The sequence below is a fragment of the Microbacterium sp. SGAir0570 genome, assembly GCF_005491085.2.
Taxonomy (GTDB): domain Bacteria; phylum Actinomycetota; class Actinomycetes; order Actinomycetales; family Microbacteriaceae; genus Microbacterium; species Microbacterium arborescens.
Genome location: NZ_CP027929.1, coordinates 2,535,393 through 2,550,593, shown reverse-complemented (window position 1 = coordinate 2,550,593; position 15,201 = coordinate 2,535,393). Strand labels below are relative to the sequence as shown.

General features: G+C 66.5%; 12 protein-coding genes. 4 read left to right on the top strand and 8 right to left on the bottom strand.

The genetic code is table 11. The annotated features are described in order from the left end of the window. Positions 1 to 18: 18 nt before the first annotated feature. The 7 genes from rfbA to C1N74_RS16425 are packed head-to-tail and all read right to left on the bottom strand — an operon-like array spanning position 19 to position 8,610. Positions 19 to 888, bottom strand: a complete 870-nt coding sequence (gene rfbA / locus C1N74_RS12155) for a glucose-1-phosphate thymidylyltransferase RfbA (RefSeq protein ID WP_103843107.1) — start codon at positions 886 to 888, stop codon at positions 19 to 21. A 20-nt stretch (positions 889 to 908) separates the two neighbouring features. Continuing rightward, positions 909 to 1,916: a glycosyltransferase family 2 protein gene (locus C1N74_RS12150; protein WP_103843109.1), complete on the bottom strand. Its 1,008-nt coding sequence runs from the start codon at positions 1,914 to 1,916 to the stop codon at positions 909 to 911. Then, the gene (locus C1N74_RS12145) at positions 1,913 to 3,148 is read right to left on the bottom strand and encodes a lipopolysaccharide biosynthesis protein (RefSeq protein WP_137750612.1); all 1,236 of its coding nucleotides are present in this window, start codon (positions 3,146 to 3,148) and stop codon (positions 1,913 to 1,915) included. The genes C1N74_RS12150 and C1N74_RS12145 overlap by 4 nt, the downstream gene beginning before the upstream one ends. Then, positions 3,141 to 4,274 (bottom strand): glycosyltransferase family 1 protein, encoded by a 1,134-nt coding sequence (locus C1N74_RS12140; protein ID WP_103843113.1) that lies wholly within the window; start codon positions 4,272 to 4,274, stop codon positions 3,141 to 3,143. Before C1N74_RS12140 ends, C1N74_RS12145 begins: the two co-directional genes overlap by 8 nt. Positions 4,275 to 4,277: 3 nt before the next feature. Next, a complete protein-coding gene (locus C1N74_RS12135) occupies positions 4,278 to 5,468 on the bottom strand; it encodes a glycosyltransferase family 2 protein (RefSeq protein ID WP_258039140.1) in 1,191 nt (396 codons plus the stop codon). Beyond that, positions 5,465 to 6,682 carry a glycosyltransferase family 4 protein gene (locus C1N74_RS12130; RefSeq protein ID WP_181405529.1) on the bottom strand — a complete coding sequence of 406 codons (1,218 nt, stop codon included), beginning with the start codon at positions 6,680 to 6,682 and terminating at the stop codon, positions 5,465 to 5,467. The genes C1N74_RS12135 and C1N74_RS12130 overlap by 4 nt, the downstream gene beginning before the upstream one ends. After that, a complete protein-coding gene (locus C1N74_RS16425) occupies positions 6,679 to 8,610 on the bottom strand; it encodes a DUF6541 family protein (RefSeq protein WP_181405528.1) in 1,932 nt (643 codons plus the stop codon). The genes C1N74_RS12130 and C1N74_RS16425 overlap by 4 nt, the downstream gene beginning before the upstream one ends. A gap of 166 nt (positions 8,611 to 8,776) precedes the next feature. Between C1N74_RS16425 and glf the strand changes: the two genes are divergently transcribed. The 4 genes from glf to C1N74_RS12110 all read left to right on the top strand — a co-directional run bounded on the left by glf (position 8,777) and on the right by C1N74_RS12110 (position 14,194). Then, positions 8,777 to 9,913, top strand: coding sequence for a UDP-galactopyranose mutase (glf, locus tag C1N74_RS12125; protein WP_103843117.1), 1,137 nt, complete (start codon positions 8,777 to 8,779; stop codon positions 9,911 to 9,913). Positions 9,914 to 9,920: 7 nt separating this feature from the next. Then, positions 9,921 to 11,951: an acyltransferase family protein gene (locus tag C1N74_RS12120; protein WP_181405527.1), complete on the top strand. Its 2,031-nt coding sequence runs from the start codon at positions 9,921 to 9,923 to the stop codon at positions 11,949 to 11,951. Between the two features lie 195 nt (positions 11,952 to 12,146). Then, entirely contained in the window at positions 12,147 to 12,938 is a 792-nt protein-coding gene (locus tag C1N74_RS12115; protein ID WP_258039141.1) for an ABC transporter permease, read from the top strand. A gap of 122 nt (positions 12,939 to 13,060) precedes the next feature. Then, positions 13,061 to 14,194: an ABC transporter ATP-binding protein gene (locus C1N74_RS12110; protein WP_258317925.1), complete on the top strand. Its 1,134-nt coding sequence runs from the start codon at positions 13,061 to 13,063 to the stop codon at positions 14,192 to 14,194. On the opposite strand, the gene C1N74_RS16420 is transcribed toward C1N74_RS12110, so the two are convergent. After that, positions 14,182 to 15,135, bottom strand: a complete 954-nt coding sequence (locus tag C1N74_RS16420) for a hypothetical protein (protein ID WP_181405526.1) — start codon at positions 15,133 to 15,135, stop codon at positions 14,182 to 14,184. The two genes, C1N74_RS12110 and C1N74_RS16420, sit on opposite strands and share 13 nt — an antisense overlap. Between the last annotated feature and the right edge of the window lie 66 nt (positions 15,136 to 15,201).

The window sequence follows — 15,201 nt, the reverse complement described above, 5'->3', positions numbered from 1 at the left end:
GCGACGCGGCGCGGGGCGTCACCGACCGCGCTCGAGGACCTCGAGCAGGTACGTTCCGTATCCGGACTTCACGAGCTTCGCCGCGCGGTTGCGCAGTTCGTCGTCGGAGAGGAACCCCTGACGCCAGGCCACCTCCTCGGGAACGCCGATCCGCAGCCCCGTCCGCCGCTCCATCGTGCGCACGTAATCGCCGGCGTCGGTCATCTGATCGAAGGTGCCGGTGTCGAGCCAGGCGGTTCCGCGGGGGAGGACCTCGACCTGCAGCTTGCCCCGTTCGAGGTAGGCGCTGTTGATGTCGGTGATCTCGTACTCGCCGCGGGGCGAGGGCTGAAGGTTGCGGGCGATGTCGATCACATCGTTGTCGTAGAAGTACAGGCCCGGCACCGCGAAGTTGCTCTTCGGCTCGCGGGGCTTCTCCTCCAGCGAGACGGCGCGACCCTCGTCGTCGAACTCCACCACGCCGTACGCGGAGGGCTCGCCCACCCAGTACGCGAAGACAGCCCCGCCGTCGACGTCGGCGTAGCGCTTGAGCTGTGAACCGAGGCCCGGACCGTAGAGGAGGTTGTCGCCGAGGACGAGGGCGACCTTGTCGTCGCCGATGAAATCCGCTCCGATCGTGAACGCCTGTGCCAGCCCGTCCGGGGACGGCTGCTGCGCGAACGTCAGGGAGATGCCGAACTGCGTTCCGTCGCCCAGGAGCCGCTCGAAGAACGGCGCATCGTGCGGCGTCGTGATGATCAGGATGTCGCGGATGCCCGCGAGCATCAGCGTCGACAGGGGGTAGTAGACCATCGGCTTGTCGTACACCGGGATCAACTGCTTCGAGACGCCCAACGTGATCGGGTGCAGGCGCGTGCCCGAACCGCCGGCGAGAATGATGCCCTTCATGGTGGTCAAGTCTGCCAGACCTACAATTCAGGTCTCACCGGAGGGGTGTCCTGGCTGCGAGGCGAGGTCGAACGCCAGTAACCCGGTTCGCGCATGCGTATCGACCGGGCAAAGCCGATGCTCGAATCGATCCCGTCCCGTGGGAGCTCTCGCTTAGTGACCTTGCGGCCTTTTCTCCACCCGTCGATTCGGCCGCGGAGGGAGGCGACATCGCGTCGCAAGACGAGCCGGGCAGTGCACACGATTGCTTCCGTCGCCAGTGCCCGGATCATGTGGCGCGATCGCAATACGTCGTATACGCGCAGGGTGTATCCGCGTGCGAAGCCCGACAGGTAGCGCTGGCGACGAGACTCTCGGCCAGCGGAGGCTCCGCCCAGATGAACGCCGAGCTGGTGTGGGATGGCGACTGCAAGCCAGCCGGCGGCACGCAGCCGGTACGCGAGATCCAGTTCTTCGCCATACATGAAGATGTTCTCGTCGAAGGCTCCGACCTCTGCAAGCGCCGCTCGCCGATAGACGGCGACAGCTCCATACGGGCCGAGAAGGCGTGGCTCACTCGGATCTGTGGCGGACAGATCCGCTCCATGGAATCGAACGAAGCCGGCGCCGGTGACGTCGGCGACTATTCCGAACGAATCGACGGTGCCGTCCGGTGCGCCGAGAATCGGGCTCGCACTGCCGACACGCGGGCCTCGCTCGTCGAAGGTGGCTACCGCGGTTTCTACGGCGTTGGCGCCCAGCTCCACGTCGCTGTTGACCAGCATGACCAACTCATTCTCGCCAGCAGCGATGCCGACGTTGCAGCTGCGAGCGAAGCCGAGGTTCTGCGGGTTGCGGATGAGGCGCACCCGAGGGTAGGTCGCGGCGATCCGTTCCGGAGTGTCATCCGGCGACGCGTCGTCGACGACGATGACGTTCGCCTGGATGGTCTGCGCGAGGGCAGCGGCGATGCACGTCTCGACGAATTCCCATCCGCCATGAACGGGGATGACGATGTCGACTCTGGGCCTCGCGTGCGCCATCATCATGCTTCCTCCCGCACCAATCGTTGCAATGCTGTGGTCGTGCGCCGTAAGAGAAGCGCTGTCGAGATGGTCTCCGTCGCGGCGTAACCAAGTGCGACGCCAAGCGGGCCCCACAGTGACGCTCCGATCAACATCGCCGGAACGCCGACGACGGTTGCTGTCAATGTCGCCCGCATCACGCTCCTCTGCTCGGCTGCGGGAAAGAGTATGTGACGGGTCATCGACGTCCGCAGCGAGTACATCGCGAACGCGAAGCCGAGTGCGAAGCAGACACCTACCGCCGCGGCGTTGGGGTGACCGAAGATCATCGCTGTCACCGGCGGACCCGCTAGGCCGAGCACGACGGTGCCGAGCAACCCGAAGCCGCCATGCATCGTGAGCGCGATCTTCAGTCGCTTGCCGCGCTCACTTCCCCGCACCTCGGCGGTCCACGATTGCAGGGCGTTCGCGAGCGTGAGGGGAAGGAACTGACCGAGCTTGGCCAGCTTGTCCGCCGAGGCGAAGCCCGCGGCGGCGGAGCCGGAGGCGATCGTGTTCACCAGGGGCATCGGCACGGAAGAATATGCGCCGAGCGCGCCGTCATTCAGGGCCACGGGCGCACCGACGCGGAAGAGGCCGGGGACCTCGCGCAGCGGAGGCCAGGGCGAGGGGTACCGGCGCAGGAGACCCAGGGTGTAGGCCGCGGTACCGATCAGAGTCACGAGGATGCCGGCGATCGGATAGACCTCCACGGGAACCCCGTTCACGATCGCGAGCATCGCGACCACCGCGACGCACAAACGCGGAATCGCGTCGTAGAACAAAATAGAGCGCGGGTCGCCGACGCCGACGGCGAACCAGGTGAAGGAGAGACCGATGAGCGCGCCCTGAAGGCCCATCAGCGAAGCGAGGAGAGCATGCCCCGGGGCCGCGATGACCGAGCAGAGGACGATGAGTAGCGGCAGGGCGACCACGGACATGGCCAGCCGCACCACGACAGCGTCTCTGTAGAGCCTGCCGCGACGAACGTTGTCGATCGTTCCCGCGATGAGAGCCGGCCCGACCGTCGTCCAGCCGTAAGCGACGGCGATGGCGGCGAACGTTCCCACCGATTCTCCGGCGATAGCGCTCGCCCACCCGTCCTCGCCCGCGGAGCGCGACACGGCGGGCAGCACCACGAGGGGAGAGACGGCGGCGATTGCCGGGATCAGCGTGAAGCCGAAGAGACGCGAGCGGAGACTGCTGGTCTCACTCATGAGTGCGCGCCGTGTGCAGTTCGGATCGCAGAACCGCCGCGACAGCCTCTGCCGCGGCGTCCCAGTTGAATCGTTCGGCCCACGCGCGGCCCTCGGACCGACGCCGGTCGCCCGCGGCGCGGTCGAGATCGAACGCACGGGAGATCGCTGCGGCGAAGGCTGTCGGATTCGTCGCGTCTGCGTAGAACGCATACTCACCGCCCACCTCGTGCAGGACGGGCACGTCGTTGGCGACCACGATGCATTCTGCCCGTAGCGCGTCGACGACCGGGAGTCCGAAGCCCTCGACGAGAGACGGGCAGGCGTACACGCCGGCAGCCGAGTAGAGCGATGCCAGCTGGTCGTCAGACACCCAGCCGGGAAGCACGACGTCGGCGTCGAGGCCGCGCGCTGCCACGGCCGGCGTGAGGGGGTCGTCGGGTCCGCCACCGACGATGACGGAGCGCGGACGCTGATCGGGGGACAGAGCCGCGAGGGCGTCGAGCAGGCCGACGAAGTTCTTATGCGGCATTCGATTGCCCGCGCTCAACAGCAACGGGCGGCTGGCGTCGATGCCGAGCGGCTCCAGAGATTCCCATGGATTCTCGACGGTCCGAGGTTCGGCGCTCCCATTGTGCACCACGCTGATCCGCGCGGGAGGAACGCCGAGGTGTCGGGCGATGGCGGACGCCGCAGCATCCGACACGGTGAGAAGGCGGTCGGCGCTCCGCGCCGTCCTGGTCATCAGCCATGCCGTAACGGAGCGGGCGAGGCCCGCCAGCCCCGATCCGCGGACTTCGTGATAGATCACGTCATGCACTGAGACGATCCGGCCGGCTCCTCCACGAGTCAGGGGGCCGAAGTTCGCGGGTGACCAGATCAGATCGGCGCCGACGCGGCGGGCTGTGCGATTGACAGCCACTATCTCTCCCGCGGCCCACGTGGCACGGCCGCCGCCCACCCAGCGGATCGTCTCGACCGGTCCGGGGAAGAATGCGGTCACTCCCACGATCCCGGCCCGACCGGTCAGTGCGATGAGCTCGACTCCCGGAAGATGCTCGTGCAGCCGGGGGAGCAGCTCCCGCACGTACGTCTCGGTGCCTCCCCGGCCACCGGTATAGCCGAGGAGATCGACGAGGACGCGCACGGGTCAGCTCTCGATGACGGCTTCGGGCTTCTGCTCGCGGCGCGGCGTCGTGAGCACGCCCGAGAAGAAACTCATCATGACCGTCTGGAACCCGAGGATGATGCCCAGGGCGCTGGGGATCGCGATGCGGACGGCCTGCGCAGCATCCTGTGTGCCGAAGTCGATGCTGCCCCACCGGACCACCTGGACGACGCCGATCACGACGCCGAGCAGGAAGAGGCCAAGGCCGATGAGCAGACCACGCTCGGCCGACCACTTAGCCACGATCGCCCGATAACGGGCACTTGTGGGGAGGAAGCCCTCCTGGGTCGCGTAGAGCTTGGTGAGCCAGAAGAAGAGGAGGGATTGATACCCGAGAACCGTTAGTGCGCTGGCGTAGACCATCGTCGTGACATCGAACCCGATGCCGGCCACCTCGATCCCACCGAATGCGAGAACCGCGACGGTGACGGCTCCGAGGAAGAACGCGACGAGACCCGGGTAGACGAAGAGCCAGCGCGGAGCGAACAGCAGGAGGAACCGGAGGTGACGCCACCCGTCATGCCAGCTGCGCAGGTGCGGGGGACGCGATCGGCCATCTTTTTTGAGCGTGGTGGGAACTTCTTCGATGCGGTACTTCGACAAGGACGCCCTCACCACCATCTCGGACGCGAACTCCATGCCCGTCGTCTGCAGAGCGAGGTCGCGGATGCGGTCGCGATTGAATCCGCGCAGACCGCAGTGGAAGTCGCGCACGTTCGGCCGGAAGAAGAGCTGACCGATCGTCGAGAGCACGGGGTTGCCGAGATATTTGTGGAGGGGAGGCATGGCGCCCGGAGCGATGCCTCCAGCGAAGCGGTTGCCCATGACGAGGTCGGCGCCCGCGCGGAGCCGCTCGACGAACGGCTCGAGGTTCTCGAAGTCGTAGCTGTCGTCGGCGTCGCCCATGATGATGTAACGCCCGCGAGCGGCTTCGATCCCATTGATCAGAGCGGCGCCGTACCCACGACGGGGGGCGGGGGACACGCGAGCGCCGAGCCGGGTCGCGATCTCCTGGGATCCGTCGGTGCTGCCGTTGTCGGAGATCAGCACTTCGCCGCTGATTCCGGTACGGGCGAGGAAGCCCTGCGCCTTCCGGATGCAGACCTCGAGTGTCTCCGCCTCGTTGAGGCACGGCATCAGGATCGTCAGCTCGATCTCCGGCTGGTCGTTCACAGAGGTCCTTCCTGCGCGGAGGCTGAACGCGCCCCGCGGGTCTTCTTTCGGGCGCGGTCGAACGCCGCGAGGATTCCATCCACGGTACGCCCGATCGTGCGGGTCCGCACGGCGTCGTCGTACCAGGCACGCGTGCTGTGTCGGAGGTCGGCCCCGCCGCGCAGGACGGTCCGGATCGCCCCGCCCAGCGATGCTGGGTCGATGTCGGGGGCGATAGCGCCATTGACCCCGGGGCTGACGAGCTCGATGGCGGCGTTCGATGGGTCCGCGACGAGGACGACGGGAGTGCCGGATGCGGCGGCTTCCACCACGACCAGACCGTAGCCTTCGCGGCGAGACGGATTCACGAGCACGGCAGCCGTACTCATGAGCTCCGTCAACGTCTCCTCTGAGACGAACCCGGGACGCTCGCTCCAATCGGCGCCGTTGACCGCGCGGATCGCCTCATCGATGGCCGCGCTCTGCGGCCCCTCGCCGAGGATGACGAGTCTGAGGTCGGGGAAATCCTCGCGGGCGACAGCGATGGCGGCGGGAAGCGCCTCGACTCTCTTGTCGGGGATGTGACGCCCGGCGTAGAGGACGAAGGGAGGGTTCGCGACGGGTGCCGGTTGAGACGACGCGTCGGCCGTGCGATCGTCGATCAGTCCCGGACTGAGGAGGAGTTCTCCGCGGAACCCTTCCGCCCGGAGGCGGTTCGCGCTCAACTGCGAGTGGCAGGTGGCGATGGGCGTCACCGCGATAGCTAGCCGCTGGAGGCCCCATGCCACGTTGCCCATGAGTCCGCCGGCGTATTCGATCCACTGATGCCTGCCCCACACCTCGAGGTAGTCGACAGCCAGGGGCGTTCCGGAGCCCAGCAGGGCCAGACGTGCAGCGAAGACGTTGAGCACGGGCAGGCCGCTCACGAGGACGGCTGAGTAAGCCCGACGCCGGCGGAGGAGCGATCGGAAGAGTCCTGCGGCGAATCGGGCCGCGGCGCTGATACGGCGAACGCCTGAGGCGTCGTGCAGAGTCAGTTCGGGCGTGATCTCTCGGACGGCGAACGATTCGCGCGGGGGGTTCGCATCGTTCCACTGACGGGCGGTGAGGTACTCGACGCATTCGCCGCGACTCACCATCGCCTCGGCGAACGCGCGGTACTGCCGTTCACCGCCGCCGGTGGTGTACGGGAAAAGGCAGTCGTAGGCGACTGCGACGGGTCGAGCACCGCTCATCGATCGCACCCGACGACGCGGTAGAGCTTCGCGTCCGAGCCCTCCGAGTCGATCAGTTCGAGGGACACCGCCGGAGGGAGGTTCTGGATGCCGTCGCGGTCGACTGAGGCCGCCGGGTTGTTCCAGACGTTCTGTGCGCCGAAATCGAGGACGTAATCGACGCCGAGCGCGTCGATGGCCTCGCATACAAGGGGATCGGAGTCGATATTGCGGAGGTTCTCGTCCAAGTAGATCTCATCGGCGTCGCGCGAACCGAAGATGTGCTTCTCGACCACCTCGCGACCGGCGACGGCGTATGCCAGCGAAGTACCCGTCCATGGGCTTCCGGCGATGAGCGCATCCGCCGGAGTCGTCTCATCCAGACGCTCGAGAAGCCGCTGTTCTTCGATCGAGAGAAGCGGGGAGGTCGAGTCCATCATGTGGACGGTGCGTGTGTCACCTGCGACCCGGAGAACGTTGGGCCCGATGCCCACGGAGAAGATCGCGACGGTTGCGGCGGAAGCGGCGACCACCGACACCGCTGCAGGTGCTTGCCACCGTGACAGCAGATACCGCGCTCCATCGACGATCACGACCGCGCCCAGTGTCGCGACAGGAATTCCTGCGACCGGAAGGAGCGCGGCGAGGCGGAACGAGTCGTTGTACCAGGGGTTGGTGACCATCTCGCGAAGAACATTGTTGACGCGGGTCCCGGAGACCAGCACGAACAGGAAGCATGCGACGACGTAGGGCAGGGCGATCGGGTGGAGCCTCGGCCGCCGGACGATCGCGATCAGGCCTACGACGACGAGGACCGAAACCGTCACCGTGACCGGATAGGCGCGGGGCGACAGTAGGAGGGCCTCCCCGGATGCCTGTGCCGTGCTCTGCCAGGGGCCCCATCGCGACATCTCGTAGTTCGTGCGCGAGAGGCGCCAGAGGCCAGCGCCGGCCACCAGGATCGCGACGGCGAGGGTTCCGTTGAGCACCCAGGTCCGACGGGTGGGGTCTGCCATGGTCCGCTTTGCCAACTCGGCGACCGCAAGCACGGCTCCGAATGCGAAGAGCGCGAGGAAGGCGTTCGGGTGCGCAAGGCCGATCCCGGCGCAGAGCACGAGAAGCAGAACGGACCATCGCGCCATGTCGCGAACGGAGTCGGCTCGCAGGAGCCAGATGACGACCGCGACACCGGCCGGCAGGACCGCGTAGGCAGACACGTTCGGGTAAAGGACGCCGAAGAAGAACAGCAGCATCGGGAACGCCCCGAACCCGGTGGCGAGAGCTGCCGCCGAGATGTGAGCCGCGGTCCGGCCGCGGAAGAAGGCTCCCGCCAGTGCGATGCACGAGGCCGGCCATGCGATGGCGCCGATGGCGATGTTCGCGGCGGTCACGGCGACGGGTGTCGTGACACCCGTCGACAGCGCCGCAAGCGAGACGAGACTGTGCCAAGCGTTGGGATAGAACGGGATATCAGACGTGTCCCCGATGTGGAATGCCGAGGCGTCCGCTGTATCGATGGCGTAGGCCGCCGTGTTGAGGTGCACGATCGCATCGAACGTCTGCGAGATGTTCTCGGGCCGCCCGAACGCCCACACCAGCTGACTACCGACGACAGCCGCAGCGATCACGAAAGCGGCCATCGGTGCGAGCGCCCGCCACAGGCCGCGTGGTGCAGCGTTCTGTGGCCCGACCCAGCGACGGAGAGCGAAGGCGACAGCCACCGCTACCAGGGTCAGGAGCGCGAGCGGAATCGGCGACCACGGCAGTCGAATGATGGGAGCGATGGTCGCGGAAACGGCAAGCAGCGCCGTCGACACGGCCGGTGCGACGAAGAGCAGAGAGATGCGCGAAACGCCCCATCCGGCGATGAGGACGGCAAGGCCGGGAAGGATCATCGCCATGGCCGCGACGAGAAACGGCGGTATCGCGACATACCATTCCTGGAGCATCGTGATCCACCTTCTCGAATGACACCAGTGAAACATCGTAGCCGACGCTCTCTTTGGGCTTCCCATGCTCTCCTCAGGCCCGCGGGGCGGCTCGCGTAGAATCACACGATGCCCCTTACCGGGCTGACAGGCTTCTTCCTTGCCCCGAAACGAAAGCGTTCGCCCCATGGACCTCCTCATCGTCGGCTCCGGCTTCTTCGGCCTCACCATCGCCGAGCGTGCCGCGGCATCCGGTCGCAAGGTGACGGTCATCGACCGACGTCACCACATCGGCGGCAACGCCTACACCGAGAACGAGCCGACCACCGGCATCGAAGTCCACAAGTACGGGGCCCACCTGTTCCACACCTCGAACGCGACGGTGTGGGAGTACGTCAACCGCTTCACGCAGTTCACGAATTACGTCCACCGCGTCTATACGACCCACAAGGGCGTCGTGTACCCGCTTCCGATCAACCTCGGAACGATCAACCAGTTCTTCCAGGCGGCGTACACGCCCGGTGAGGCACGCGACCTCATCCAGGAGCTCGCGGGCGAGTTCGACCCGAAGCAGGCGAACAATCTCGAGGAGCGCGCCATCGGTCTGATCGGCCGTCCGCTCTACGAGGCGTTCATCCGGGACTACACCGCGAAGCAGTGGCAGACCGATCCGAAGGAGCTGCCGGCCGAGATCATCTCGCGCCTGCCGGTCCGCTACACCTACGACAACCGCTACTTCAACGACACCTGGGAAGGCCTTCCGGTCGACGGCTACACCGCCTGGCTCGAGCGCATGGCCGACCACGCGAACATCGAGGTGAAGCTGAGCACCGACTTCTTCGACGAGTCGCAGCCGCTGAACAAGAAGGCGACCGTCGGCCAGGTGCCGATCGTCTACACCGGCCCCGTCGACCGCTACTTCGACTACACGGAGGGCGAGCTGTCGTGGCGCACCCTCGATTTCGAGCAGGACGTCCTCGACATCCCGGACTTCCAGGGCACGAGCGTCATGAACTACGCCGACGCCGATGCGCCGTACACCCGCATCCACGAGTTCAAGCACTTCCACCCGGAGCGCGCCGACCGGTACCCGACGGACAAGACCGTCATCGTGCGGGAGTACTCGCGCTTCGCGACCCGCGCCGACGAGCCGTACTACCCGGTGAACACGGCCGACGACCGCGCCGGACTGCTGGCGTACCGCGACCTCGCCAAGGGCGAGCAGGACGTCCACTTCGGTGGGCGCCTGGGCACGTACCAGTACCTCGACATGCACATGGCCATCGGCTCGGCGCTGTCGATGTGGAACAACCACCTCGCGTGAGGATGTCGTGGGTTCGCTGACGGACCGCGTGAGCGGTATCGCCGGACCGGAGACGGACCGCTGGGGGTACCGCGCCGACATCGACGGTCTTCGGGCCGTCGCCATCCTGCTGGTCGTGACCTACCACGTCTGGCTCGGGCGCGTATCGGGCGGTGTCGACGTCTTCCTGATGCTGTCCGCGTTCTTCCTGACGCGTACGTTCCTGCACCGCATCCACACCGGAGCGCCACCGGACATCGCGCGCCGGCTTGTCGGGACGTTCCGGCGTCTTTTGCCCGCCGCCGCGGTCACGCTCGTGCTCGTCCTGCTGCTGGTGCGCCTGTTCTACCCGGCGACGATGTGGCGGTCGCTCTGGGAGCAGACATGGGCGTCATTGCTGTACGTCCAGAATTGGGTCCTCGCGGCTGACGCGGTCGACTACTACAACCGCGGCGAGGGGCTCAGCCCGCTCCAGCACTTCTGGTCACTCTCCGTGCAGGGGCAGGCGTTCGTGCTGTGGGCCGTTCTCTTCGCGCTGTGCCTGCTGATCATTCGGCGATTCCGGCGGTCTCCGGATGCGGTCGTCGCGGTGGTGTTCGGCGCGGTCTTCGTGATCTCGTTGGGGTACTCCGTCGTACGCACGGATGCCGCGCAGCAGCTGGCGTACTTCGACACGGGGGCTCGCCTGTGGGAGTTCGCTGCGGGGTCGTTGCTGGTCGTCGCGCTCCCGTACCTGCGGCCCGGGCCCGCCTTGAGCACGGTCCTCGGCTGGACGGGCATCGCCGGACTGCTCGCCTGCGGGGTCGTCCTCGACGTCGAGGGCGGCTTCCCGGGGTACCTGGCCCTCTGGCCGGTCGTGTGCGCGGCGATGGTCGTGGTCTCGGGCACTGGAGACGCCGGTCACGGGCCCGCTCAGTTGCTCGCGTCGCGCCCCCTCCGGCTGGCCGGCCGTGACGCGTACGGTCTCTACCTCGTGCACTGGCCGATCCTCGTCACGTGGCTCGTCGTCCGCGAACGCACCGAGGTCGGTCTGGTCGGCGGGCTCGCCATCGTCGTCGCCTCCATGGTGTGCGCGCGACTGCTGACGTTCGCCGTGGACCACCCCGTGCGGCAGTGGCGCCGGGCCGAACGCGGCGTCATGCCGTCTCTCGCGGTGGTCGCCGTCGCTGCGCTCATCGTCGTCGTTCCGGTCGGGACGTGGCAGGGCATGACCGCGTACCGGGAGCAGAGGGCCGCCGAACAGCAGCTCATCGCGAACCCGGGTGCGCACGTGCTCTTCGACGAAGAGATCTCCGAGCCCGACGTGGCACTTCCGATGATCCCGCTCGCGACCGCGATCGAAGACGAATGGGTTCAGCTCGAGCTCGAGTGCAGCGGCCCGCGCGCCGTCACCGACGACATCCTGCACGGTTCGTGCTTCGAGATGCCGGGTACCCAGCGCGCGAGCGAGCTGATCGTGGTGATCGGAGACTCGCACGCGCAGCAGATGACGGCGGCTCTGGTGCCGGTCGCCGAGCAGCGCGGCTGGGGCGTCATCACCCTCGTGCGCGGTGGCTGCGCCATGGGCCTGGACGATCCCGGGTTCGATCCCGACTCCTGCCCGCAGTGGCGCGAAGCGGCGATCAGCCATGTGGAGGCGATCATGCCGTCGGCGGTCATGACCATCGTCACCGCCGCCGACGCGGGCGACGAGGACGAGCGCCTCCGGCCGGGGATCGAGCGGTTCCTCGACCGCATGGACGCCGCCGGCATCCCGATCATCGCCGTGCGCGACAACCCGAGGTTCGGTTACGACATGTTCGGCTGCGTCATCGAATCGGACGACCCGGACGGTTGCTCCATGCCGCGCGGCAGCTCGTTGGCCGCTACGAATCCGGCACGGATCCTGCAGCGAGAGAGCATCACGCACGTCGATCTGACCGAGTGGATCTGCCCGGACGACGTCTGCCCCGCCGTGGTCGGCAACGTCGCGGTTTATCGCGACGACAACCACCTCTCCAGCTCGTACGCGCGCACCCTCGCGCCGGTACTGGAGGCTCAGCTGGGGGAGCGCTGGTGACCCGCGCCCTCCGCGGGCGGTTCACAGACGCCGCGCTGTATCGTTGGTCGTTGTGCCTGGCGAATCGAATGGAACTCCGCTGTGACCGATAGCGCTCTCGCTCGCTTCGAACGCCTCGAACACGAGCCACTCGCCCCGATAGCCTCAGGAACGGGCTTCGTCGCTTCGGTCAGAGCGGTCTGGGCTCATCGACAGTTGCTGGCGCTGCTCGTGCGGCGCGACATCAAGGCGCGGTACAAGGACAGCGCGCTCGGGCTGCTCTGGGTGCTCATCAACCCGATCGTCCAGCTCACCGTCTACTACGTCGTGATGGGGCAGTTCCTCGGGGCTGCGCGCGGGATCCCCGACTTCGCTATCTACATCTTCTCCGGCTTGACCATCTACGCCTTCTTCTCAGAGATGCTCTCGGGGTCCACGGGATCGATCGTCGCCAACTCGGGACTCGTGAAGAAGGTCTACGTACCTCGCGAGATCTTCCCGCTCGCCAGTATCGGGTCGGCGATGTTCACGTTCCTGGTGCAGCTCGCCGTCCTGATCGCGGCCTGCTTCATCCTCGGGGTTCCCCCCTTCTCCATGGGGTTAATCTACTTCGTCCCCGCCGTCGGCCTCATCATCGTCTACGGTCTCGCCACCGGCCTCTTCCTCTCCGCGCTGAATGTCTACCTCAGGGACGTCCAGTACCTGACCCAGGTCGTGCTGATGCTGGCGATGTGGGCATCGCCCATCGTCTACGCGTGGACAATGGTCAATCGCGTCTTCGATGAGTTCGGCTTCCCCGCCTGGCTTCTGGAGATCTACACCAACAGCCCCCTGACGCTCGCGGTGCTCGGATTCCACCGTGCTTTCTGGGTCTCGGGCTCACCGGCCGACTATCCCCCTCATCTGGCGCTCCGAATGGCGATCGCATTCGTGATCGGGCTCGTCCTCGTATGGGCATGCCAACGCCTTTTCGCCCGCCTACAAGGCAACTTCGCACAGGAGCTCTGACCGACGTGACCGAAAACAGGTCTACATCTCCCCAGGATCGACCGACCGGGCCCGACGTCGTCGTCGTCGAGGACGTGTCGAAGAAGTTCACCATCCGTCGAGACAACTCGATCAAAGAGCGCGTGGTGACCTTCGGCAGACGCGGGCGGTTGCACCAGGAAGTGTTCCAGTCTCTCAAGAACGTGTCCGTGAACATCCCGGCCGGATCGACCATCGGGCTCATGGGGCCCAATGGATCGGGCAAGAGCACTCTCCTGAAGATCATCGGCGGCATCATCGATCCGACCTCGGGATCCGTGCGTCGACGCGGCCGGTTCGCCGCTCTGCTCGAACTCGGCGCCGGATTCCACCCGGATCTGTCCGGTCGCGACAACGTCTACCTGAATGCCGCGATCCTTGGTCTGTCGCGGGAGCAGACCGACGCGGAGTTCGACAGCATCGTGGCGTTCGCGGAGATCGGCGATTTCATCGACACGCAGGTCAAGTTCTACTCCTCCGGGATGTACGTGCGACTCGCGTTCGCCGTCGCCATCCACACCGACCCCGACATCCTGCTGGTGGATGAGGTGCTCGCGGTCGGGGATGAAGCCTTCCAGCGCAAGTGCATGGACAAGATCCGCGAGTTCCAGGCGGAGGGCAGGACGATCATCCTTGTCTCTCACTCCGCGGCGCAGGTCATGGAGATCTGCGATCAGGGCGTCGTCCTCCACGATGGTGAGGTCGTCTTCTCGGGGTCTGCGGCGGCAGCCACCCGCGTGCACCGTGAGGTGCTGGAGGGCCGCCGGCGTCGCAATGCGGAGAATGCCGATGTCCTGGAAGCAGAACTCCACCCGGAGTCCGAAGAGAAGGCACCGACTTCGTCCATCGAAGCCGTTCGCATCGAGGCTGCTGATGGCACCCCCTTGTCTGATGTGAAGCCCGGTGAAGACATCCACGTCCGCATCGTCGTCAACCACACCCAGCCCTACGAGCGCTGGAACACCGGAGTCAGCATTGATACTCCGTCGGGTCAGCAGGTCCTCGGCACGGGGAGCCGGCGCCTCGAGCAGCCGCACGGCCGTGTCGAGGCGGGGAAGACCGAAGTGGAGTACGTGATTCGCAACTCGGCATTCGCGGGCGGACAGTACTTCGTCAACGCTGAGGTGGCTGACGAGAACGGTTCTTCGCTGGCCGTTGCTTGGCAGGCCGCGACCTTCTTCGTCCCGATGGAGCACCGCCAGACGGGGACCGTCCACGCGGACATTCAGGTGCGCTGAGGCCTTCCCGCGGAAGCCCAGATACGTCCGCGTGTCAGCTCGGTGTGTGTCGCACGCAGCTGCGCATCGTTGGCCCCGCCGACCACGTTGACCGCATTCAGCCCGGAGGTCTGCGAACCGGGGATGAACCACCAATGCAACGACCTCTCCTCGACCTGGCGGGTACGGAAGCCGTGAGCGACGGCGCATCGATGGATCCAGACATCGTCAGCAGTCGGACAGATGTCGATAAACCCCGGCCCTTCTTCTCGCAACGCGTTCTGCAAGCCCGTGGGTAGGAGCTGGCCCGAGACCGACGTCGCGAAGTGCGCGTAACTGGGCTCGGTGCTCGTGCATGTGGGCCACGAGCTGTACGGGGCGAAGTTGTCATGGTCGACCATGACCATGCTGTGCGCGCGGAACGCGATGACGTCATCCGGATAGCGCTCGTGCAACGTGTGCAGGTCCTGCAGCCAATTCGGCGGGTACAGGATGTCGTCGTCGGCGGTCACCAGCGGTCCGACGGGGTCGACGCGGGAGACATACGGCCAGTACTTCGTGTGGACGCCCCAGCCTCGAGCGACCTGCTGGATCTCGAGGCCGCGCGAGCGCAAGCGACGCAGCCGCCAGGGGACCTTCGTGCCCTCGTCGAGCCAGAGGATGATTCGGGAGGGCAACCTGTCTCCTCGCCCGATGGACTCGATGGCGAGCCAGACATCACGGATGCGCTGCCCGTGGGTGGTCATCGTCACGGTTTCGTCGCTCGTGCTGTCGGTGATCGGGTCGCGACTGGTCAGGTTCCGCAGCCACAGCTGGGTGACGTCGTGTGCGACGGGAGGCGGAGGGCTGTCCACCGTTCCGACCGAATGCGGCAGTCCGCCGTAGCGCACGGCGATGGTCCGTGCCGCTGCTCGCGTTCGCGAGCGTGCGGCTTCGGCCAGGTGGCTCACGCGCTGCAGCATGCGCTCCACTTTAGTTCGTCGAGCCTGAGCAGCCCGTGCGCGCACAGCGGCTACGGTTGGACCCAT

Excerpts from the sequence above, each read along its gene's own strand:
- rfbA (WP_103843107.1), bottom strand. The coding sequence starts at position 888 with ATGAAGGGCATCATTCTCGCCGGCGGTTCGGGCACGCGCCTGCACCCG.
- C1N74_RS12150 (WP_103843109.1), bottom strand. The coding sequence starts at position 1,916 with ATGATGATGGCGCACGCGAGGCCCAGAGTCGACATCGTCATCCCCGTT.
- C1N74_RS12145 (WP_137750612.1), bottom strand. The coding sequence starts at position 3,148 with ATGAGTGAGACCAGCAGTCTCCGCTCGCGTCTCTTCGGCTTCACGCTG.
- C1N74_RS12130 (WP_181405529.1), bottom strand. The coding sequence starts at position 6,682 with ATGAGCGGTGCTCGACCCGTCGCAGTCGCCTACGACTGCCTTTTCCCG.
- C1N74_RS16425 (WP_181405528.1), bottom strand. The coding sequence starts at position 8,610 with ATGCTCCAGGAATGGTATGTCGCGATACCGCCGTTTCTCGTCGCGGCC.
- glf (WP_103843117.1), top strand. The coding sequence starts at position 8,777 with ATGGACCTCCTCATCGTCGGCTCCGGCTTCTTCGGCCTCACCATCGCC.
- C1N74_RS16420 (WP_181405526.1), bottom strand. The coding sequence starts at position 15,135 with ATGCTGCAGCGCGTGAGCCACCTGGCCGAAGCCGCACGCTCGCGAACG.